This window comes from Xanthomonas pisi DSM 18956 (assembly GCF_001010415.1).
GTDB lineage: Bacteria > Pseudomonadota > Gammaproteobacteria > Xanthomonadales > Xanthomonadaceae > Xanthomonas > Xanthomonas pisi.
This window is the reverse complement of sequence record NZ_JPLE01000034.1, coordinates 1-24,000: the sequence shown is the minus strand read 5'-3', so window position 1 is coordinate 24,000 and position 24,000 is coordinate 1. Positions and strand designations below refer to the sequence as shown.

Genomic DNA, 24,000 nt, shown 5'->3' with positions numbered 1-24,000 from the left:
GGCGAGGGCACCGCATCCTCGACGTACCTAGCGCATTACAACGAGACGCATCGTTCTCTCGTCTATTTCGAAATAGTTGGATGGTGCGGGTGATGCTTGCAGATGGCCGATCGCTGTGGCTTTCCTGCATGGCCCTCGCCCGCCCACCGCCGCGGGACACGCCGTAAATCCATCCATGGAGGCTCTTATGCGGCATCCATGCCGCATAAGGTCCCGCAGCGGTAGTCGGGCAAGGACCATGCAAGATGGCTGGTGTGTGGGTCTTCAACAACGCGACCGGCCAACGTTGTTGTGCAGTGTCCTCGCCGCTTGCGGGACCCTGTGGCGGCAGGGGTGCCGCCACGGAGCGTCCATGGATGGGGCGCAGCGTGTCCCGCGAGCGGCGAGGGCACCGCGCACCGCCCCCTCGACGCTCCCGGCAGTTTGCCTGCAGCCCTAGCGACGCAACGCCGCGACACACCATGTGTTTCGCAGTGGTTGGAGCGTGCAGCTGCAGCCCTGGCTCCGCCGCCTGGCTGCAGCTGGAGCGCTGAGTGCGGCATGGTGCTCTTGCCTTGGGAACAATCAAATGGACGGCGCACGCTATTGGTGCATGGCCGCACGAAAGACGGGAGTGGCAAGCCATCTTTGCCTGCCGAGACGCCCTTGCGGATTTTCGAGAAGTGCGCCGAAATTTCGATTTTTCAACGACTTGCGGCGATGCGGTGCACTGTTGAAAGAGTTGGCACGCTGATTGCGTAATGCTCACCTGCAGGCGCAACGGCGTGCCTGCAACAACACGTACACGGTGCAGCGGTTCAACGGCGATCCGCACGCACCAGGACAACGGCGTCCTTCCGGTTTACCGGAGGGGCGCCGTTTTTTTTGACCATCGCACTCGAAGAGGTCTCTATGCAGCGCTCGTTCTGGCGATCCGGGCACACGCCCACCTTGTTCGCATCCTTCCTGTATTTCGACCTGAGCTTCATGGTGTGGTATCTGCTCGGGCCGTTGCAGGTACCGATTGCGCAAGCGCTGGGATTGGACACGCAGCAGCGCGCCTTGATGGTGGCCGTGCCGATCCTGTGCGGCGCGGTGCTGCGCCTGGTGCTGGGCATGTTTGCCGATCGCATTGGTGCCAAGCGTGCCGGCATGCTTGCCCAGCTTGCGGTCATCGCGGCGCTGTTTGGTGCCTGGCAACTGGGCGTCGACAGCATGGGGCAGGTGTTGATGCTGGGCGTCTTGCTTGGCATTGCAGGCGCCTCGTTTGCAGTGGCATTGCCGCTGGCATCGCGCTGGTATCCGCCCGAGCATCAGGGCACCGCGATGGGCATTGCCGGTGCAGGCAATTCCGGCACGGTGCTGGCTGCGTTGTTTGCGCCGATGCTGGCCGCCGCATTCGGCTATCAAAACGTGTTCGGGCTGGCGTGCATTCCATTGGTGCTGACGCTGATCGTGTTTGCGTCGATCGCCAAGGAGGCGCCGACCCCGGTCGCACGCAAGCAATGGTCCGACTACGGCCGCGTGCTCGTGGGTAACCGCGATGCGTGGCGCTTCATGTTCTTCTATGCGATCACCTTTGGCGGGTTTTCCGGCTTTGCGAGCGCGTTGCCGGGCTACTTCCACGACCAGTTCGGCTTCGATGCACGTACTGCGGGCTGGGCCACGGCCGCCTGTGTGCTGGCTGGCTCGGTGATGCGGCCGCTCGGCGGCGTCATCGCCGATCGCGTCGGCGGCACCCGTGCCTTGCTCACCGTGTATCTGCTGGTTGCCACGCTGGTGGGCATCGCCGGGTTCGGTGCGGGTGGCGCCACGCTGACGTTGGCGTTGTTCGTGCTGACGCTGCTGTGTCTGGGCGCTGGAAATGGGGCGGTGTTTCAGTTGGTGCCGCAACGCTTTGGTCAGGACATCGGCGTCATGACCGGGTTGATCGGCATGGCCGGGGGCATCGGCGGATTTGCGCTGGCCGCGAGCCTGGGTGTGCTCAAGCAGCACACCGGCAGCTATGCAGTGGGCATGTGGCTGTTCGCGGCGTTCGCTTTGGGCGGCTGGGCGTTGCTGGCCGGGGTCAAGACCCAGTGGCGCAGCGAATGGTCCACCGCCGGCGCGGCGCGCGTCTGACATGTCGACAGGAATCCAGGCAATGAAGCAACCCAGACTCGTCGTCATCGGCAACGGCATGGCCGGCATCCGCACCGTGGAAGAATTGCTCAAGCTGATGCCGGGCATGTACCACATCACGGTGTTCGGCGCCGAGCCGCATCCCAATTACAACCGCATCCTGCTTTCGCCGGTGCTGGCCGGCGAGCAGGAGTTCGACGATATCGTGCTCAACCCGTTGCAGTGGTACCGGGACAACGGGATCCATCTGCACTTGAACAAGCAAGTCACGCGCATCGACCGCGTGCGTCGCCGCGTGATTGCCGCCGATGGTACCGAAGCCGAGTACGACCGGCTGCTGATCGCCACCGGCTCGGTGCCGTTCGTGTTGCCGATTCCCGGCAATGAATTGAAAGGCGTGATCGGGTACCGCGATATCCAGGACACCCGCACCATGATCGACACCGCGCGTACCAGGCAGCACGCGGTGGTGATCGGTGGCGGCCTGCTTGGCCTGGAAGCGGCCAACGGTCTGAAAGTACGCGGCATGGACGTGACCGTGGTGCATCTGGCTGGTTGGTTGCTGGAGCGCCAGCTCGACCCGGTGGCCGGCAATCTGTTGCAACAGGCATTGCGCGCACGCGGACTGGAGTTCCGTTTGAACACCGCCACCAGCGCACTGTTGGGCAACGCGCAGGGCGAGGTGATCGGGGTGAAGTTTGCCGATGGCAGCGAGATCCCCGCCGACCTGGTGGTGATGGCCGCCGGCATCCGCCCGAACACGCGCCTTGCCGAAGAGGCCGGCATCCATTGCTCGCGTGGCATCGTGGTCAACGACAGCCTGCAGAGTTTCGACCCGCGCGTGTACGCAGTGGGCGAGTGCGCAAACCATCGTGGCATTGCCTATGGCCTGGTGGCGCCGTTGTTCGAGCAGGCCAAGGTGTGTGCGAATCATCTGGCGCAGTTCGGCATCGGCATTTATCGCGGCTCGGTGGCATCGACCAAGCTCAAGGTCACCGGCATCGACCTGTTTTCGGCAGGCGATTTCATTGGCGGCGATGGCTGCGAGGAGATCGTGTTGTCAGACCCGGCCGGCGGCGTCTACAAGAAGCTGGTGATCCGCGACGATGTGCTGGTGGGTGCATGCCTGTATGGCGACACCAGCGACGGTGGCTGGTACTTCAAGCTGCTCAAGGACGGCACCCCGATCCAGGCGCAACGCGATCAGCTGATCTTCGGCGAAAGCGCGCTGGGTGACGCTGGTACCGGCGGCCAGGACCGCGCCAGCGCGATGTCCGACAGCGACGAAGTCTGCGGCTGCAATGGCGTGTGCAAGGGCACGATTGTCAAAGCCATCAGCGAGCAAGGCCTGTTCACCGTGGACGAGGTGAAAAAGCACACCAAGGCCGCCAGTTCCTGCGGGTCGTGCACCGGCCTGGTCGAACAGATCCTGATGAACTGCCTGGGTTCCAACTTCCAGGAAACCCCGAAAACCAAGGCGGTCTGCGCATGTACCGACCTGAGTCACGGCGAGGTGCGGCGCGCCATTGCCGAACACAAGCTGCTGACCCACGCGCAGGCCTATGCCTTCATGGAATGGCGCACGCCCAACGGCTGCGCCACCTGCCGGCCGGCGGTCAACTACTACATGCTGTCGACCTGGCCGCATGAGGCCATCGACGACCCGCAATCGCGTTTCATCAACGAGCGTGCGCACGCCAACATCCAGAAGGACGGCACCTTCTCGGTGATTCCGCAGATGAAGGGCGGGGTGACCAACGCCGGCGAACTGCGCCGCATCGCCGATGTCGCCGACAAATACGCGGTGCCGATGGTCAAGGTGACCGGCGGCCAGCGCATCGATCTGCTGGGCGTCAAGAAAGAGGATCTGGTGGATGTCTGGCGCGATCTGGGCATGCCTTCCGGCCATGCCTACGGCAAGTCGATCCGCACGGTGAAGACCTGCGTGGGCAGCGAGTTCTGCCGCTTCGGCACCCAGAACAGCACGCAGATGGGCATCGATCTGGAAACCATGCTGGCCAATATGTGGAGCCCGCACAAGGTGAAGCTGGCGGTGTCCGGGTGCCCGCGCAACTGCGCCGAATCCGGCATCAAGGACGTGGGCATCATCGCAGTGGATTCGGGTTGGGAGCTGCATGTGGGCGGCAACGGCGGCATCAAGACCGAGGTGGCGCGCTTTCTGGTCAAGGTGAGCACTGCCGAGGAAGTGCGTGAGTACACCGGCGCATTCCTGCAGCTGTATCGCGAGCAGGCGTATTACCTGGACCGCACCGTGCACTACATCGCGCGCGTGGGCCTGGACTACATCCGTGCGCAGGTGGTGGACGACGCAGCCAACCGACGTGCGCTGTACGAGCGCCTGCTGTATTCGCTGGAAGGCCTGGTCGACCCATGGAAGGCGCGCATCGCCGGCGAGCGGCGTCAGGAATACCAACCGCTGCGCATCGCTGCGCCAGCTGCGACGGTGGAGGAATGAGCATGCACAATCACGCATGGGTGCGCGTGTGCGCGCTGCAGGACTTGCCGGTGCTGGGCGCACGCGTGCTGGAGGTCGATGGACTGCCGGCGATCGCCATCTTCCGCACTGCCAGCGATCAGGTGTTTGCGCTGCGCGACCGTTGCCCGCACAAGGGTGGGCCGTTGTCGCAAGGCATCGTGGCTGGCGACACCGTGACCTGTCCCCTGCATGGCTGGGCGATCGGCTTGCAGAGCGGGCAGGCCTGCGCGCCGGACGTGGGCTGCGCGCCGCGCTATCCGATCAAGGTGGAGGCCGAGGCAGTGTGGATCGTCCTGCAGCCGGTAGAGCAGGACGATGCCGTGACCGAGCCGGCAACATGAGCGAAGGCCTGCAGCCACCGTCGCCTGCCAGCGCGGCGCAGCCACAGACGGCAGGGCCGATGCATCGCATCACGCGCTCGACCTGTTGCTATTGCGGCGTGGGGTGTGGCGTGCTGATTCACAGCACGCACGATAGCGATGGCGAACGCATCGTCGGCATCGAAGGCGACCCGCAGCATCCGGCCAATCACGGCCGCCTGTGCAGCAAGGGGCTGGCGTTGCCGCAGACCGTTGCAAGCACGCAGGGGCGCGTCCTTGCGCCGGAGTTGCGCCGGCATCGACAGGCATCGCGTGCGCCGGTGAGCTGGGATCAGGCGCTGCAGCATGTCAGCAGCAAGCTGGCCGCCATCATCCAGGAACATGGCCCGGATGCGGTGGCGTTCTATCTGTCCGGGCAGCTGCTCACCGAGGACTATTACGTCTTCAACAAGCTGGCCAAGGGGCTGATCGGCACCAACAACATCGACACCAATTCGCGCCTGTGCATGTCCAGCGCGGTCACCGGTTACAAGCTGGCGCTCGGCGCCGATGGCCCGCCGACCTGCTATGAAGATCTGGAGCTGGCGCACACCGTGCTGTTTGCCGGCAGCAACATGGCGTACGCGCATCCGGTGCTGTTTCGCCGGCTGGAAGACGCGCGTGCACGCAACCCGGACATTCGCTGGATCGTGATCGACCCGCGGCGCACCGATACCGCGGCCATGGCCGACCTGCACCTGGCGATCGAACCCGGCACCGACGTCGCCTTGTTCAACGGCATGCTGCATCACCTGATCTGGGAGGGTCTGGTGGATGCGCGCTTCGTTGCGGCAAGCACGCGGGAGTTCGATGCCCTCAAGCGGATGCTGTGCGAGTACACCCCGCGCATGAGCGCCGAGATCTGCGGAATCTCGCACGAGGACCTGGTGCAGGCGGCCGAGTGGTTCGGGCGCAGCCCGGCAGCGCTGTCGCTGTATTGCATGGGCCTGAATCAGTCGGCGCACGGCACCGACAAGAATCTTGCGTTGATCAACCTGCATCTGGCGACCGGACAGATCGGCAAGCCGGGCGCAGGGCCGTTTTCGCTGACCGGCCAACCCAATGCGATGGGCGGGCGCGAAGTGGGCGGCATGGCGACGATGCTGGCGGCGCACCGCGAAATCGGCAATGCGGACCATCGTGCCGAGTTGGAGCGGCTGTGGGGCGTGCCTGCGGGGCGCATCTCGTCCAGTCCCGGCGCGCCGGCGGTGGAGTTGTTCGAGCGGCTGCGCGCCGGCAGCCTGAAGGCGGTGTGGATCGTCTGCACCAACCCCGTGCACTCGATGCCGGACGTGGCGGGCATTCGCGCCGCACTGGAACAGGCCGAACTGGTGATCGTGCAGGACGCCTTCTCCGGCACCGACACCGTGCCCTATGCCGACGTCTTGCTGCCGGCGGCCAGCTGGGGCGAGAAGGACGGCACGGTGACCAATTCCGAACGCCGCATCACCCGCGTGCGCAAGGCGGTGGAAGCACCCGGGCAGGCGCGTGCCGATTGGTGGATTGCCAATGAAGTCGCCCGTCGACTGGAGGCGCGGCTGGCCCCGGCCACCGGCGCCGGCCTGTTCGCCTTCGACAGCACCGCACAGGTCTTCGACGAGCACCGTGGGTTGACGGTAGGGCGCGACCTGGACATCGGAGGGCTGGACTACGCTGTGTTGGACAATGGCCCGCAGCAATGGCCGTTCCCCGCAGGCGCCACGCAAGGGCTGGCGCGACGCTATCCCGATGGGGTGTTCGCCACGGCCGATGGCCGTGCGCGGTTTCATGCAACGCCGTATCGCAAGGTGGCCGAGGCCACGTCGGCCCGCTTTCCGATGCGCCTGCTCACCGGTCGCCTGCGCGACCAGTGGCATGGCATGTCGCGCACCGGGCGCGTGGCCGCGGCCTATGCGCACAGCCCGGACCCCTCGTTGCGCATGCACCCGGACGATGCCGCACGCCGCGGGCTGGTGGCCGGCGAGTTGGTACAGATCGCCAGTAAACGCGGTGGACTGGTGCTGCCGTTGGAACTGTCGGAAGAGCTGCGCTCGGGCACCGTTTTTGCCGCGATGCACTGGAGCGGACAGACGCTATCCAGCGGCGGCATCAACGAAGTCAGCACGCCGGCGGTGGATGCACGCTCACACCAGCCCGAGCTCAAGCACGCCGCCGTGCGTGTGGAGAAGGCGGTGTTCGGCTGGCACCTGCTGGCGGCACGCCGCGGCGATGCGCTGGCCTTGCAGCAGGCACTGCAACCGCTGCTGCGCGAGTGTGGCTATGCGAGCCTGCGCCTGAATGCCGAGCCATTGACCGATAACGCAGGGCAGTGGGCGGTACTGCACGCTGCCTGCGCGCGCGCGCCCGATGCCGCGTGGATCGATCGCCTGGTCGCTGCGCTGCAATTGCCCGCTGGCGCCGACGTCCTGGAGTACCGCGACCTGCGCCGTGGATTGATGCGCCGCGTCGGTTGGCGCATGCAGGACGGCCACAGCCATATCGATGGCCTGCTGCTGACCGCCGCACAACCCAGCGATGCCAATCAATCGCTGCTGACGGTCGCATTGGCCGGCAAGCCCTGGCCGGGTGCCCGGCTGGCGGTGTTCGCCCAGACGCGCGCCGCACCCAGCGACCCGATCGTCTGTACCTGCATGCATGTCTCGGCCGCTGCGATCCGCGCCGCCATCGACGACGGTGCCGACGTCGCCCAGCTCAAGCAACGCCTGGGCTGCGGCACCGTCTGCGGTTCCTGCGTTCCGCAACTGACCCGGCTGTGTCGCCAACCGCGGCTGGCCTGATGCACCTCACCCGTCCCTACACTGCGAGATCTCTCATGTCAGTCAGACCGTCCTGCGCGCGTGATGTGGTGTTGTTGTCTGCCGGCCCCGGCGATCTGGAACTGCTCACCATCAAGGCGGTCAAGGCGCTATCAGTGGCGCAGGTGCTGCTGCTCGACGACCTGGCCAACCCCGACATCGTCGAGCTGGCACCGCAGGCGCGCGTGATCCGCGTCGGCAAACGCGGGGGTTGCCGCTCCACGCCGCAGGAGTTCATCTGCCGGCTGATGCGGCGTTACGCGTTGCAGGGTTTGCGCGTGGTGCGGGTCAAGGGCGGTGATGCGTTGTTGTTCGGCCGCGCGGGCGAAGAGATCGACTTCCTGCGCCGCGCCGGCGTGGGCGTGCAGGTGATCAATGGCGTGAGCGCTGCGTTCGCGGCCGCAGCATCGCTGGAGGTGTCATTGACGCACCGCAGCCACTGCCATGGCATCACCTTTGTCACCGCGCACACGCACGACCATGGTGAGCCGAACTGGGGGGCGCTGGCGGCCAGCGGTACAACGCTGGGCATCTACATGGGATTGCGCCGCGCCGACGCGTTGGCCACGGCGTTGCTACTGCATCTTCCGGCCAGCACGCCGGCCGCCATCGTGCAGGCGGCCACGCGGCCGGAGCAGCAGCGCAGGCTGACCACGCTGGGCGAGCTGGGAACCACGGCGGCAGAATTACTGCCAGGTCTGCCCACCTTGCTGTTGGTGGGCGATGCATTGTCCGAGGCATCGCTGGCCTGCGACGATCGCGTCGGTGCGGCGCAGCAGCAGGCGGCTGGGTAGGCGTGGCGTCTCATGCCGCCTGGTATCGTGCGGCGTGGCATGCGCCAATCAGACGCGCATAACGGCGCCAGCGATTGTGTTGCAACAGCCTTACCCCGATGCGGGAAGTGTGCGGTCTTGATCGCTGATTGATCAGCCGCACAGCGCGTAGACGTATTGCACCCCTGCCTACGGCCGCGCGACGGCGCATGAAGCCGGCATCTACGATGCTCCAAGGACGCTCCTGCGGGCGCTACGCCTGCAGCAAGCGCGCTGCGCCCTGTCAGCTCATCTTGCGCATGCGTCCACTATCCGATACAGCAGGGCACAGTACCGGGCGCGTCGCTCCGTAGCGTGCGTCCCGCAGATGATGCCGTTCCCCAACATGCACGCGTGCATGCCACCCAAGCATCAGGCAGCCGTCGGCAGTCACTGCGCCACCACTGGTAGCGCTAACCACTCGCAATGCGCTGGAGCCATTGTTTGCCTGGCGAGGTGTGCAAGATTTGCGCAACGAGCGCAGCGGTTTTTTCCTGCATGTGCTCGTTTGCCACCATTTGGCCTGCATTTGCGGGTTGGCACGAATGTTGCGTTGAGCTCCTCACCGAATGACGTACCCGATGCATCGAGAGGAGGCACAGTGGAAGACGGACAGAACAGTACTCGTAGCCGGCGCGGCTTCGCCGCATTGGACCCGGAGAAGCGTCGTGTGCTGGCCAGCAGCGGCGGCAAGGCTGCGCACGCCAGCGGCAACGCACACGAATTCACTAGCGACGAGGCACGGGAAGCAGGTCGGAAAGGCGGCCAGGCAGTGAGCCGCGATCGCGATCATATGTCGCGTATCGGCAGCAAGGGCGGGCGATCCAAGCAGGCCAAGCCGCAGGAAGAATCCGCGTAATCAACGGCACGGCATGCAATCGCATGCCGTCGGTGATTCAGGGGGCGCAGGCCCTGCGCTGAAAAGCGCAGGGCCTGCTGTTTTTTTAGGGCGCAAGTCGCCTGGATGCATGCGCGCACAAACAATCGATTGCACCCGGATGACCTCGGTGACGGCGATTACCTCGGCGTCTTCACTAGTGCAGCCCTAACTGGTTGATGTGCAACGCGTTATTAACGCCTCGGAAATTTTTGCAGCTTTGGCTGCGCCCACTATCGATTGCAGGGCAAATTTTCCGGTTTCCGCTGCGGGGTGTTCCGGCGTCGGCAGAATTTGCAGACCTCGCAAGCGCTGCCACGCGGTGACGCTGGCGCCGAAACATCCTGCTATCGACGACAAGCAGCACATCAGGGACAGGACGGCCGCGCGCGGCCAAGCCATGCGGAACGACCGCCTCCAAGGCAATCGTCGAAGGCGCGATGGCCAGCCGCCTGTTCGATCACCCGGAGATCGGCACGTAGATCGCGTTGTCGGGCGCGGCCAGGAGGGTCGGATGTCGAGATACATCGCGTCTTCGCGCAGAATCTCCGGCAGGAGCCGCGATGGTGCATTGGCCGGTTGCGCATCCGCCCGAGGGGATCGAAAGGTGTGCGATTCGCGACGCCACCTCAGTCACCCCGCCAAGACGCAATCCGCAGGTGCCGATACGGTCGGCCCCACGAAGGCACGCGCTGCAGGGCTTTTTGCTTCTGCGCGGCAAGCGCTTACCCTTGACCGTTCTTTGGCAACGCAAGCGGATCATGACAACGCATCTCGATTATCCGATCGGTACTCCTGGCCAGCCGTGGGGCGATGGCGAACGCAGTGCATGGCGCGCGCGTCAGGCGGTGCAGCGCAGTTACGCAGCGGAGGTGGTACGGGTCATCGAGTCACTGGATGAGCGCTACCAACGCGTGCACTACGGCACCATCGACGCGGACCCTGCGCATTACCCGCTGCTGGCATTGCGCAGTGCCGTGTGGGACAGCACGCTGCCGTGCGCACTGGTGACCGGCGGCGTGCATGGCTATGAAACCAGTGGCGTGCAGGGCGCGCTGCTGTTCTTGCAGCAACGCGCTGCCGATTATGCGGGCAGGATCAACCTGCTGGTTGCACCGTGCGTCAATCCCTGGGGCTATGAGCGTGTCCAACGCTGGAACGCCGAGGCGATCGATCCGAACCGCTCATTTCGCGACAACAGTCCAGCCGCGGAATCGGCGGCCTTGATGCAACTGGTCGCCGCAACTGGCGGCAACATGCTGGTACATATCGACCTGCACGAAACCACCGACAGCGACGAAAGCGAGTTCCGTCCTGCGTTGGCGGCGCGCGACGGCATACCGTTCGTGCCTGGCAGCATTCCGGACGGGTTCTATCTGGTGGGCGATAGCCAAGACCCGCAAGCGGCGTTTCAACAGGCGGTGATCGCGGCGGTGGAGCAGGTCACCCATATCGCACCGGCCGATGCGCAGGGGCAGATCATCGGCGCGCCGGTCACCGGCCATGGCGTGATCAATTACCCGGTGCGACGCCTTGGCCTGTGTGCCGGGGTCACCGATGCGCGCTATCGCACTACCACCGAGGTGTATCCGGACAGCCCGCGCGCAACGCCGCAGCAGTGCAATGCCGCACAGGTTGCGGCGATTTGTGCGGCACTGGATTACGCGCTTTCACAGGCGTGAAACGACGCAGGCTGCTGCGCGTGCTCGCGACGTGCTCGAGCCGTCTGGTGCCGATTGCGGGCAGACGGTATCGGCAGGCAAGTGACCAGCGCAACCACTCGGCACTGCGTCAGGGCAGGCGCCGCTGCGCGTTGGCGTCCTGCACATAGGCTGCAACCAGGTGTGCCTCAATCGGCCTGGACAACAGATATCCCTGCGCCTCATCGCAGCCCCAGCTGCGCAGCAAGGCAATCTCGTCGGCATGCTCGATGCCCTCGGCAACGGTGCGGTAGCCCAGCGCGCTGGCCAGTCGCACCACCGCTTCTGCGCGCATCTGCATGCCGACCTTGTTGGCAATGCCGGTGACCAGCGAGCGATCCAGTTTGAGCACATTGACCGGCAGTTCGGTGAGGTAGCCGAAATTGCTGTAGCCGGTACCGAAATCGTCGATGGCCACGCTGACGCCAGCGTCGCGCAATGCGCGCAGCCGCGGAATGGCCTCGACATTGCTGCGCAACCAGCGGCCTTCGGTGATTTCCAGCTCGATCCGGGTGGTGGGGATGGCCAGGTCCTGGCAGCGATTGATCACATCGGCGGCTAGATTGATGTTGCCGAAATCGCGCGAGGACAAATTGATCGAGATGGAAAAATCCAGGCCTTGCGATCGCCACTGCGCCAGTTGCATCAATGCGCTTTCGATCACCCAGTTGGTGACCGTGCACATCAGCGCGGTCTTTTCGAACAACGGAATGAACTCGTCCGGGCCGATCGGGCCCAGGCTGGCATGCTGCCAGCGCAGCAGCGCTTCGAACCCGACGACCGACAGATCCTGCAGGTCGATGCGTGGCTGGAATACCAACCGGAAATCGCCAGCGTCCAGCGCCTTTTCCGCATCCAGCGCCAACCGATACGAGCGCTGGATCGCGTCGTCCTGCGATGCGCTATACCAGCACATCACCGCATTGTTGCTGATGGCATCGCCCAGCGATACCAGGCCCTTGCGCATCACATCGTTGGTATCCGGTTGTTGCGGTGCAAAGCGCACCACACCGGCATGGAACGTCAGCGACATCGGCACCCCGGCGGCATCCACCGGCTTGTGCAGCATGTCACGCAAATCCAGCAACAGGTCTTCCATCTCGTCGGGCGCTGAATTGAGCAGGAAAAACGCAAAGCGCATCGGGGCGACGTGATAGACGGTGGCCTTGCCGCGCAGGGCGCGGGTCAGTACGTAGCTGGCATGCCGGATCAGCTCTTCCAGCGGCTGCATCCCCAGCGCCTGGCGTGCCTCATTGGCCGCCTGGGTGTCGTAGACCTCGATAAAGGCCGCGATGGTCGGCACGCTGTGGCTGCCGAAGGCCAGGGCGTCCAGGTCCGATTGCAGCTGACGCGCGTTGAGCAGGCCGCTATGCGGCTCACGTCGGCCCGCACCGAACTGCAGCTCCAGCTGCGCAGCGGCCACGTTGGCAAACATCAGCAGCTGCTGATGCTCCTGGCTGGCAAGGCAGCGCTCGCGCGTGTCGATCACACAGAGCGTGCCGGTAATGCCTGCTTGCGGTGCACCGACCGGGACGCAGGCGATAAAGCGCGCAGGCAGCCCGGGGAACGCGGCGTCTCCGAGTTGAATCGGCTCAAGTGCGGCGTGTTCGATCAGCTCCGTCACCCCGTTGGCGGCGGCAGGTGCACGCTTGCACAATGCGATGGCTTGCTCGACCTGGTGGGTGCTGATGCCACGCGATGCGAGCACCCGCATGCGGCCGGCCTCGGTAATGGTCAGTGCCGCCGCGGGTGCGACCAGCGCATGGCAGAGCAGGCGAGCGATCTGTTCGAGCGGCTCCATCCCGCCGAGGTCGATCGGCACGCCGGACCAGTCGAATTGGCGATCCGGTGATTTGTCTCCCGAAGCAAGCGTCATGTCGTCAGGGTCCGTGTTGAAGATCACACACTGCAGGGGCTACTGGAAACAAACCGAGGTCATCACTAGGTGACGAACAGGACCAAGCTGACATCAAAATTGGCCATCCATGAGCAAGCACAGCATTGATCGATAGGCGCTGCGCGTCTCACTTCATGCCTGGCGACTACAAATACAGCATTCCACTGGCCAGCGTCGACCACCAAGTGGTTTTATCGACCCAAACGGACTCGTGAGGACCATTGGGAAGGCATGTCTTGTTGAGCAGTGCGGAATAATTGCGCGATTATTGATTAAGAAGGTTCGGCCCGCTGTCACGAAGACGGATATGCACCAGTTCGCTTGAAAATGCGGACTCGACTAATTAATTGTCGTGTGCATCCCGGAAAGTATGGGAATTGGGCGGTAGCGCCCGCCACGAATGCCTTTGCGTTGTCAAATAACAGCCATGGTCTAACGTTAAGCGGGCGCGAGTAAACAGGTGCGCAGTTTATGTCCGTGTAATAGAAGTGTTTTTGGTTAGTGATACTCAGCACAGTTAAATTGAGTCGATTCGCCTATTAATTTGGCAGCCCACTACCAAGGATTGGTATTAATCGATCTCGTCTTTAAACGATCAGCCTGAAGCGAGTCACGCTTCAAAATCGTGGAATCGCTTTATCCACCTACGTCTTTCGAAGGCGCGCATATCCGTGTGCGCTGATCTATCGCGGTCACTCAGGGGAGTCAGAATGAATCGTGCATTTGCGCTGGTCTGGAACGCAGCCATCGGCAATTGGGTCGTGACGCATGAGCTGGTGCGGCGTCGACGGAAGCCCGGCGCAACGCGTCGTGCATTGCCGGGTCTGGTGGTTCTGGTGGTGGGGGCCGCCGCTCCCGCATTGGCCTGGGGGGCATGTACGCCCGCATTGCCTGCCGCCGGCGCGACAGTCACCTGCAGCGGTCTGCCGATCACCAGCAATGCCTTTTCCAGCAGCGCGAATAATCTGACCATCAACGTGGCTTCTGGCACGCAGATGACCGCAGGCTTGCTGGGCGGTACCGCCATCGCGCTCACCGGTACCAATGCCACGCTCAACAACAGCGGCACCATCGATCCATCCGTACTTGGCTTGCTGTCGGTGTTGAGTACCGGCGTCAGCATGGGCAATGCAAGTTCGACATCGGTGGTTGCCAATAATCTTGCCAGCGGCACCATCTACGGGACTGGCGGGGTGCTGGGCGCCAACCTGCTCAATCTCGACGGTATGGCGTTGGGAATGACCTCTGCCAGCAATGGCGTCGTGCAGATCAACAATGCCGGATCGATCACCAGCCGGTCGCTGCTCAATCTTTCGTTGCTGGGCGCCGACACACCGGTGATCGCCGTCAGTGGCGGTGGCACCGTCAATGCGGTCAATACCGGCACCATCGAGGGCCGCGTCGGCTTCCAGAGTTCGGCCACCGGCAACAGTTTCGTCAATTCCGGCACCATCAACGGCAGCGTGTCGATGGGGGCCAACAGCACCAATACCTTCACCGCAGTCACGGGCGGTAGCATCAACCGCGCTGGCGGACTCGGACTGGAATTGCTTGGCCCAGGCGGTTTGCTGAGCTTTGCAAGCACCGGCGTGGTGGATGGCGGTGCGGGAGGAACCAACACGCTGATCCTGCAGAATTCAGCCACCGGAACCGGCAGCGGAGTGACCGGTGCCGGCACGGCAAGCACCGATCAGTACATCAATTTCGGCAGCCTGCGCGTCAATAGCGGTACCTGGGCCCTGGGCGGCGCGAGCAACTTTGGCAGCAGCGCGCTCAATGGCGGTGTCCTGCAATTTGCGACGCCTGCGCAATTGGGCACGACGATCGCGGCCAACGGCGGCACGCTCGAAGCCACCGCTGCCGGGCTGACGCTGGCACCGGCAGGTGGCATTGCGCTTGCGGCAGGCGGTTTGACCGTGCAGGGCACCAACGCGCTGACGATTGGCAGCACGCTGACGGGGGCGGGGGCACTGACCAAGGCCGGCACCGGCGGATTGAACCTCACCGGCAGCAATACCTTCAGCGGTGGCGTGAATTTGAATGCGGGCACACTGACCGCGGGCAACAACGCCGCGCTGGGAACAGGGACCGTCACCGCCTCCGGTGGGAGCCTGCTGGCCGGTGCCGCCCTCAATTTGGCCAACGCCTTTGTGTTGAACAGCAACCTGGGCATTGGCGGGACCAATACCGTGCGGCTCGGCGGTGTGGTCAGCGGAGTCGGTGCGCTCAACAAGAGCGGCACGGGCACGCTCACGCTTGGCGGCGCCAATACCTATTCCGGCGGCACCACGCTGAGCGCGGGCACCACGGTGCTGGAAACCTCCGGCGCGCTCGGCACCGGCACCGTCACTGCAGCAGGCGGGTTGCTGGACACCACCGCACCGTTGACCTTGAACAATGCGTTCGCACTCACGACCACGCTGGGCCTGGGTGCCAGTGGCAATGCACTCACCCTGACCGGTGCGCTTGCCGGCGCCGGCGGCATCAACAAGACCGGCACCGGGACGCTGGCGCTCGACGGCCTCAATACCTATACCGGCGGCACCACGCTGGCAGCGGGCACCCTGCAACTTGGGACCGCCTCCGCACTGGGCACCGGCGCGTTGAATGTCACCGGCGCCTCCAGCCTCAGCACCGGCGCATCGCTGGCAGTGAACAACGCCGTCAATCTTGCCGGGCCATTGACATGGACCGGCGCGCAGGCACTTACCCTTGGCGGCGCCATCAATGGCAGCGGCAGCCTGACCAAGAGCGGCGCCGGCGATCTCACCTTGAGCAATACCAACGGCTATACCGGTGGCACCACGCTGAGCAACGGGCGCCTGGTGGTCGGCTCCAATGCTGCACTGGGCACCGGTACCTTGACCGCCAGCGGTGGTGTGCTCGATGCAGGCACTGCGGTGACCTTGGGCAATGCGTTTGCGCTCACCGGCAATCTGGGCGTGGCCAGCAATGGCACCGCCCTGAACCTGAGTGGTTCGATCAGCGGCACCGGTGCGTTGAGCAAGCTCGGCACCGGCACGCTCACGCTCGGTGGTTTGAACACCTACAGCGGTGGCACCACGCTTGCCGGCGGCACCTTGCAGGTGACCAGTAACGGGGCGCTCGGCACCGGCGCACTCAGCCTTAGCGGCAACGCCAATCTGCAGGGCACGACGCCCACCACGCTGACCAATGCCGTCGCATTGAACAGCAACGCGTTGACGCTCAATGGCGCGCAGGCACTGACGCTGGGCGGTGGCATCAGCGGTGCCGGCAGCCTGGTCAAGACCGGTAGCGGCGATCTCATCCTCAGCGGCAACAATCTGTACACCGGCGGCACCTCGCTGAGCACGGGCAAGCTCGTCATCGGCAGCGACACGGCACTGGGTGTTGGCGCATTGACCGCAGCGGCCGGCACCACGCTGGATACCCTCGCGGTGAGCACGCTTGCCAATGCCATCGCGCTGACAGGGTTGGTCAGCATCGGCGGCAGCAACGCGCTGACGCTCAATGGCAGCATCAACGGTGTCGGAAGCCTGGACAAACTCGGCCCCGCCAGCCTGACCCTGACGGGAAACAACACCTACACCGGTGGCACGCTGCTGACTGCAGGCAGCCTGGTGCTGGGCAGCGATGCGGCACTGGGCACGGGCAGCCTCACCGTTGCCGGCGGCCAGCTCGATAGCACTGCTGCACGCGTGCTCGCCAACGACGTCGTGTTGACTGCCGATCTATCGCTCGGCGGCAGCCAGGACCTTGTGCTCAATGGAGGCGTCAGCGGTGCCGGCGGCCTGGTGAAAAACGGCGGCGCTGCGCTGACGCTGACCGGTGCAAATACGTTTGCCGGCGGCGTGGATCTCAATGCGGGCGCATTGCTGATCGCCAGTGGCGCGGCTTTGGGAAGCGGCGCGTTGACCGCTGCCAACGGCACGCAGTTGCAGGCGACCACCGCAGCGACGGTGGGCAATGACGTCGTCTTGAACGGTGCGCTGTCGCTGACCGGCAACAACGCGCTGGACCTGACCGGCACGGTGAGCGGTGCGGGCAGCCTGATCAAGCAGGGCACCGGCGCGTTGACGCTGACCGGCAACAATGGCTATGTCGGCGGCACGCTGTTGAATGCGGGTTCGCTGATCGTCGGCAGTGACACGGCGCTGGGTAGCGGTGCGCTCATTGCGGCCGATGGCACGCTGCTCAGCGCCGCGATCGCTGCAAGCTTGCAGAACGCCGTCACGCTCAATGGTGCGCTCGGCATCGACGGTCAGGCGCTCACGCTCAATGGCGTGATCGATGGTGCAGGCAGCCTGATCAAGAGCGGTACGCAGACGCTCACGCTCACCGGCAACAACAGCTGGGGTGGCGGGTTGCAGCTGCAGGCAGGCGGGTTAGCGGTCGGCAGCAACACGGCATTGGGGACGGGCACGCTCACCGCTGCGGGCGGCACGACGCTCGATGCCACCACGTCGGTGACGTTGGCCAATGCACTGGCCTTGAACGGCGCACTGACGCTGCCCGGCACGCAGGACATCGCGCTGGACGGCGTGATCAGCGGCGCCGGCAGCCTCGCCAAGCAGGGCACGGCAACACTGACCCTGGGCAATGCCAACACCTTCAGTGGCGGCGTCACCCTGGATGCCGGCCGGCTGGTGCTGGGCAACGCTGCAGCCTTGGGCGTGGGCGGACTCTTGGTCAGTGGCGCTACCGAACTGGATGCCAACACTGCGCTTGCTGTCGGCAATAGCGTGCAATTGAACAGCCAGCTCTCGTTGATCGGCAGCAACGACCTGGCCTTGAACGGCACCATCAGCGGCACCGGAAGCCTGGTCAAGAACGGCAGCACCACCGTGTCGCTCAATGGCAGCAACAGCTATAGCGGCGGCACCACGCTCAACGCCGGCACGATTGCGGTGGGGGCCGACAACGCGCTCGGTACCGGCAGCTTGTCGGTGACCGGCGATTCGGTGCTGAGCAATGCAATCGCGGTGGCCCTGAGCAATGGCATCGATCTGTCTGCAGCGCTTACCGTCGACAACGCGGCCGACATGCTGGCCAGCGGGACCATCAGCGGCGCGGGCGCGCTGACCAAGAGCGGCCTCGGCACCTTGACGCTGAGCGGCGCCAATACCTATACCGGCCCGCTGGCGATCCAGGCCGGCACCGTGGTGGCCAGCACGGCCGCATCGCTCGGCAACGCAAGCAACGTCGATGTGGCAGCCGGCGCATCCTTGAACCTGACCAACGGCGGATTGATCAACGCACTCACCGGTGCGGGTGGCGTCGATACCGATGCCGGCGCCACCCTGCAGCTAGGCAGCGGCACGTTCGCCGGCAGCCTGGGCGGTGGCGGCAATCTGGACAAGGTCGGCCCGGGCACCGTGAACCTGCTCGGCACCAGCGTGATCGGCGGCGCCACCCAGGTGAGCGGCGGCACCCTGGACGTGGTGGGCAGCCTCGGCACGAGCGCGTTGGCTGTCGCGGCTGGCGGCACGCTCACAGGTACCGGTCCCAGCGGCAGCATCGGCAGCGATGTGACCATCGGCAATGGCGGCCGGCTGGCATTGAGCAGCGGTGCGTCACTCAGCATGGGCGGGCTGACCTTGTCACCGGGCGCCTTGATGGACGTGTCGCTGGCGACGCCCAGCAACACGCGCCTGCTTGCGGTCAACGGCAATCTCACCCTGGACGGCACGCTCAATGTCATCGACATCGGCGGCTTCGGCTCCGGCGTGTATCGGTTGATCGACTACACGGGCGTGTTGACCAACAACGGCATGCTGTTCGGCAGCATTCCCGGCAGCGTCGATATCAGCCAACTGGCATTGCAGACCGCGATCGGCCAGCAGATCAACCTGGTGGTCAGCGCGCCGGGCAGCATCGTGCAGTTCTGGGACGGCGTGCAGACCACGGCCAACGGTAGCGTCGATGGCGGCTCGGGTGTGTGGGGCGCTGCCACCAACTGGACCGGCCAGGACGGCTCGGCCAACAGCACCTGGCAGGGCGATTTTGCCGTGTTCTCCGGCACTGCCGGCACCGTCGGCGTGCAGGGCACGCAGAACATCGGCGGCCTGCAGTTTGCGAGCGATGGCTACCTGTTGACCGATGCCGGTGCGGGCACGCTGGCGGTGACCAACCCGCTCACCGCAATCCGCGTCGACCCGGGAGCCACCGCCACGATCGATGTCGCCATCGCCGGCACCGGTGGCATAGAGAAACTCGACACCGGTACCTTGGTGCTCGACGCAGCCAACAGTTACACCGGTGGCACCTCGCTCGCTGGCGGCACGCTGGTGCTTGGGGACGCGCAGGCGCTGGGCATCGGCGCGTTGACCGCAGCGGCCGGCACCAGTCTCGATAGCAACCAGGCAGTGGCGCTAGGTAATGCGGTGGTGGTGAATGGCGCATTGAATCTGGTCGGCAGCAACGACCTGAGCGTGTCCGGGCCGGTCAGCGGTGCGGGCGGCTTGATCAAGAACGGCGCCACCACCCTGACACTCGACGGCAACAACAGCTACGCGGGCGGCACCGTGTTGAACGCCGGCACGCTGGCGGTGGGCAGCAACACTGCCCTGGGTGTCGGCAGCCTGTCGGTGCTGGGCAACTCCACCTTGAGCAATGCCATCGCGCTGGCGCTGGGCAACAGCGTCAACCTGGGGGCGGACCTGACCATCGCCAGCGCCGCGGATCTGGCACTGATCGGCACGCTCAGTGGCGCCGGTGCGCTCACCAAGATCGGGCTTGGCACGTTGACCTTGTCCGGCACCAACAGCTTCAGCGGCCCGGTGGCGGTGCAGGCCGGTGTGCTTGCCACCTCGGCCACCGGCAACCTGGGTGCCGCCAGCGCAGTGGATGTCGCCGCAGGTGCGGGGCTGTCGTTGGGCAGCAGTGCAGCGCTGGGCGCCGTGACCGGGCAGGGCGCAGTCGACATCCTCGGCGGCAACACGCTGCAGCTGGGCGTCAACAACGTCGGCAGCACCTTCGCGGGCAGCCTGAGCGGCGCCGGCAACCTGGACAAGGTCGGCACCGGCACGCTGCAGCTCACCGGTACCAGTGCGCTGGGCGGCACCACGCAGATCCTCGGTGGCACGCTGGATGTGGATGGCACGCTGGCCAGTGCTGGCGGCCTGAGCGTTGGCGCCGGTGGCAGCTTGAGCGGCAGCGGCGTGGTCGATGCGGCGGTCACCGTCAACAATGGCGGCCGTCTGGTGGTGAGCAGTGGCGCAGTGCTGACCACCGGCAGTTTGAGCATGGCGCCCAACGCCACGCTCGATGCGTTCCTGGGCATCCCGAGCCAGACCGGTGTGCTGGCGGTCAACGGCGACCTCACGCTGGATGGCACGCTCAACATCACCGACATCGGCGGCTTCGGCACCGGTGTGTATCGCCTGATCGACTACAGCGGTGCGTTGACCGACAACGGCCTGGGCATCGGCACGTTGCCCGGCACCGTGGACCCGACCCAACTGACGCTGCAGACCGCCCTGGCCCAGCAGGTCAACGTGGTGGTGCTGGCGCCGGGCAGCAACGTGCAGTTCTGGGATGGTGCGCAAACCGTCGCCAACGGCAGTATCGATGGCGGCAGCGCTGCATGGACGGCCGGCGGCACCAACTGGACGTCGATCGACGGCCTGACCAACGACACCTGGCGGAACAGCTTCGCGGTGTTCGCCGGCACTGCCGGTACTGTGGGCGTACAAGGCACGCAGGGCATCACCGGCATGCAGTTCGTCACCGATGGCTATGTGCTGACCGATGGCGGTGCCGGTGCGTTGAGCGCCAATGCCGCCAACACCATCATCCGCGTCGACCCCGGCGTGACCGGCACGATCGATGTCGCCATCGGCGGCGCAGGCGCACTGCAGAAACTCGACACCGGCACCCTGGTGCTCGACGCAGCCAACAGCTACACCGGCGGCACCTTGCTCGGGGGCGGCACGCTGGTGCTGGGTGATGCGCAGGCGCTGGGCACCGGCGCATTGACCGCAGCGGCCGGCACCAGCCTCGATAGCAACCAGGCAGTGGCGCTAGGCAATGCGGTGGTGCTGAATGGCGCATTGAATCTGGTCGGCAGCAACGACCTGAGCGTGTCCGGGCCGGTCAGCGGTGCGGGCGGCTTGATCAAGAACGGCGCCACCACCCTGACGCTCGACGGCAACAACAGCTACGCGGGCGGCACCGTGTTGAACGCCGGCACGCTGGCGGTGGGCAGCGACACTGCCTTGGGCAGCGGCACATTGTCGGTGACCGGCGATTCGGTGCTCAGCAACGCGATTGCCGCCGCGCTGGGCAATGCGGTCAACCTGGGCGCAGCGCTCACCGTCGACAATCCGGCCGATCTGACGTTGGCGGGTGCCATCGGCGGCAACGGCGCACTGATCAAGACCAACGCCGGCACGCTGACACTGGACGGCAGCAACAGTTACACCGGCGGCACCACGGTCAATGCCGGCACGTTGGCAGGCACTAGCGCGAGCTTGCAGGGCGCGATCGTCGACAATGCCACCGTGGTGTTCAACCAGGCAGCCGATGGCGTGTTCAGCGGTTCGATCACCGGCACCGGCAACGTGGTCAAGGATGGCGCAGGCGCGCTGTTGCTCAACGGTGCCAATGGCTACAGCGGCGGCACCACGATTGCGGCCGGCAGCCTGATCGGCGACAGCACCAGCGTGCAGGGCGACATCGTCAACGATGCGGCACTGGTGTTCAACCAGACCACCGGCGGGGTGTATGCCGGCGTGGTCAGCGGGACCGGCTCGCTGGAGAAGGCCGGCAGCGGCACACTGCAACTGACCGGTGCCAATGCCTATACCGGCGGCACGCTGGTGAGTGCCGGCAGCTTGATCGGTACGACCACCAGCCTGCAGGGCGATGTGGTGAACAACGCCACGCTGGTCTTCGAACAGGCCACCGACGGCGTGTTCAACGGCCTTGTCAGCGGTACCGGCAGCCTGGTGAAGCGGGGCGCCGGCGTGCTCAGGCTGGCCCGTCTCAACACCTATAGCGGCGGCACCTCCATTGTAGGCGGCACGCTGCAGGCCACCACCGCCAGCTTGCAGGGCAACATCCTCAACGACGCGGTGCTGGTGTTCGATCAGCCCGACGATGGCAACTTTGCGGGCAACATCACCGGCAGCGGTGCGCTGATCAAGGACGGTAGCGGTGCGGTCACGCTGGATGGCGTCAACGGGTATCTCGGCGGTACCACCATCAATGCGGGCACCCTGATCGGCGACACCGACAGCCTGCAGGGCAACATCGCAAACACCAGCGCGCTGGTGTTCGCGCAGAACGCCAACGGCACCTACGCAGGTACGCTGTCGGGCACCGGTAGCCTGGTCAAGGACGGCGTCGGCACGCTGCTGGTCACTGCAGACAGCAGCGGCTTCACCGGCCCGACCACCATCACGGCGGGCACCTTGAGCGTCGGCAACCCGGCCAACCCCGGTGCCGCGATCGGCGGGCCGGTGACGGTCGGGCCGGGCGGTACGCTGACCGGCAGCGGCAGCATCGGCAGCCTGACCACGTCCGGCGGCACCCTGGCCATCGGCGGCACCACCGGCACGATCAATGTAGGCGGCAACGCCACCATCGGCCCCGGCTCCACGGTGCAGGTCACCTCCGGCACGGGCGGCGTGGTGACCCCGGTGACGGTAGGCGGCGCGGCCACGCTGGCGCCGGGCAGCTCGCTGGTGCTGGTACGTGCGGCCGACCTGCCATTGTTCACCGAGATTCCGGTGATCAACGCTGCTGGCGGACTCACCGGGCAATTCACCAACGTCGTCTCCGACTACGCGTTTATCGATCCCAACGTCAGCACCAGCGCAACGGGGTTGTCGGTGTCGCTGGGGCGCAACACCGTCGGCATGGTGGATACGGTGACCACGCCCAACCAGCAGTCCGCTGCCGCAGCGGTCGACGGCCTGTCGATCAATAGCCCGGTGTATCAGGCCGTCGTCCGTCTGCCGGACGACCCGCAGGCAGTCGCCACCGCCTTCGCGTCGCTGTCGGGCGAAAGCCATGCCAGCACCGCGACCGCCATGCTGGACAGCCGCTTCCTCAACAGCGGCATCGGCAGTCATCTGCGTGGCGACAGCCAGGACACGCGCATCGGCGACACCACCGTGTGGATCACCGGGCGTAGCCTGCCCAATCGCGTCGACGGCGATGCCAACGCAATTTCAGTGCGCCGCGAAGAGAACGGCATCATGGCCGGTGCAGAACGCCGTATCGGCGAGCGTAGCGTGCTCGGTGTGGCGGTGGGCAGCCAGGACATCGAAAGCTGGTCGCGCGAGTGGGGCGACCGCTCCGATATCGACGGCACGCATGTCGGTGTGTATGGCCAGGCCGATTGGTCCGCATTCTCGCTGCAGGGCGCGGTGGACTATGCGGACTACAGCGTGGACGGCTCGCGCCGGGTCGTGCTGCCCGGCGTACTCGAGGAACGGCTCACCAGCCGGTACGACGCCACTGCGGTGACGGTGTCGCTGGAAGCGTCCTGGAATCTGCGCACCGGCAATGCGGTGTACAGCCCGTTCATTGCCGCCGACTACACCCATCTGAAGACCGATGGATTCACCGAGCGCGGTGGGATCGCAGGATTGTCGGTCGACAGTGGCAAGGACGCGTTCACCACCAGCACCCTGGGTGTGCGTGGACGTTGGGCGCTTGGCCAGCAGGCCGCACTCTATGCCTCGGCGGGGTGGCGGCATGCGTTCGGCGATCGCGCGGTGCAGCGCTCGGCTGGCTTCATCGGGACCGGCTCGGAGTTCTCGGTGCAAAGCGTCACGCTGGCCAAGAATGCGGCCATCGGCGAGTTGGGCGTCAGCCTGATCACCTCGCCCAGCAGCCGTATGTCGCTGTCGTTGCAAGGACTCAGCGGCGATGGACAGACCGCCTACGGCGGCCAGGTGACCTGGGGCTGGAGTTTCTGATCGGCTCTTCGCAGTGAATGACAAAGCCCCGGCATGCCGGCAATGCTGTTCAC

9 protein-coding genes are annotated in these 24,000 nt (G+C 65.3%); 8 read left to right on the top strand and 1 reads right to left on the bottom strand.

Annotation, left to right across the window (positions count from 1 at the left end; translation table 11 throughout):
* Positions 1-930 precede the first annotated feature (930 nt).
* The 7 genes from Y887_RS09065 (at position 931) to Y887_RS09035 (ending at position 11,122) form a co-directional block, all read left to right on the top strand.
* Complete coding sequence (locus Y887_RS09065) at positions 931-2,100, top strand: nitrate/nitrite transporter (RefSeq protein WP_181113334.1); 1,170 nt, start codon at positions 931-933, stop codon at positions 2,098-2,100.
* 58 nt (positions 2,101-2,158) lie between these two features.
* Positions 2,159-4,576: a nitrite reductase large subunit NirB gene (nirB, locus tag Y887_RS09060; RefSeq protein WP_245879479.1), complete on the top strand. Its 2,418-nt coding sequence runs from the start codon at positions 2,159-2,161 to the stop codon at positions 4,574-4,576.
* Positions 4,573-4,938 (top strand): nitrite reductase small subunit NirD, encoded by a 366-nt coding sequence (nirD, locus tag Y887_RS09055; protein ID WP_046964019.1) that lies wholly within the window; start codon positions 4,573-4,575, stop codon positions 4,936-4,938. The genes nirB and nirD overlap by 4 nt, the downstream gene beginning before the upstream one ends.
* 59 nt (positions 4,939-4,997) lie before the next feature.
* Positions 4,998-7,733, top strand: coding sequence for a nitrate reductase (locus Y887_RS09050; RefSeq protein ID WP_046964061.1), 2,736 nt, complete (start codon positions 4,998-5,000; stop codon positions 7,731-7,733).
* A 65-nt stretch (positions 7,734-7,798) separates the two neighbouring features.
* Complete coding sequence (gene cobA, locus Y887_RS09045; protein WP_181113337.1) at positions 7,799-8,545, top strand: uroporphyrinogen-III C-methyltransferase; 747 nt, start codon at positions 7,799-7,801, stop codon at positions 8,543-8,545.
* A 619-nt stretch (positions 8,546-9,164) separates the two neighbouring features.
* Positions 9,165-9,422 carry a KGG domain-containing protein gene (locus tag Y887_RS09040; RefSeq protein ID WP_005990975.1) on the top strand — a complete coding sequence of 86 codons (258 nt, stop codon included), beginning with the start codon at positions 9,165-9,167 and terminating at the stop codon, positions 9,420-9,422.
* A gap of 779 nt (positions 9,423-10,201) precedes the next feature.
* Positions 10,202-11,122, top strand: coding sequence for a M14 family metallopeptidase (locus Y887_RS09035; RefSeq protein ID WP_046964017.1), 921 nt, complete (start codon positions 10,202-10,204; stop codon positions 11,120-11,122).
* A 109-nt stretch (positions 11,123-11,231) separates the two neighbouring features.
* On the opposite strand, the gene Y887_RS09030 is transcribed toward Y887_RS09035, so the two are convergent.
* On the bottom strand, positions 11,232-13,043 hold the full coding sequence (locus tag Y887_RS09030; protein ID WP_046964016.1) for an EAL domain-containing protein: 1,812 nt from the start codon (positions 13,041-13,043) through the stop codon (positions 11,232-11,234).
* A gap of 704 nt (positions 13,044-13,747) precedes the next feature.
* Between Y887_RS09030 and Y887_RS09025 the strand changes: the two genes are divergently transcribed.
* A complete protein-coding gene (locus Y887_RS09025) occupies positions 13,748-23,947 on the top strand; it encodes an autotransporter-associated beta strand repeat-containing protein (protein ID WP_046964015.1) in 10,200 nt (3,399 codons plus the stop codon).
* Positions 23,948-24,000: the final 53 nt, after the last annotated feature.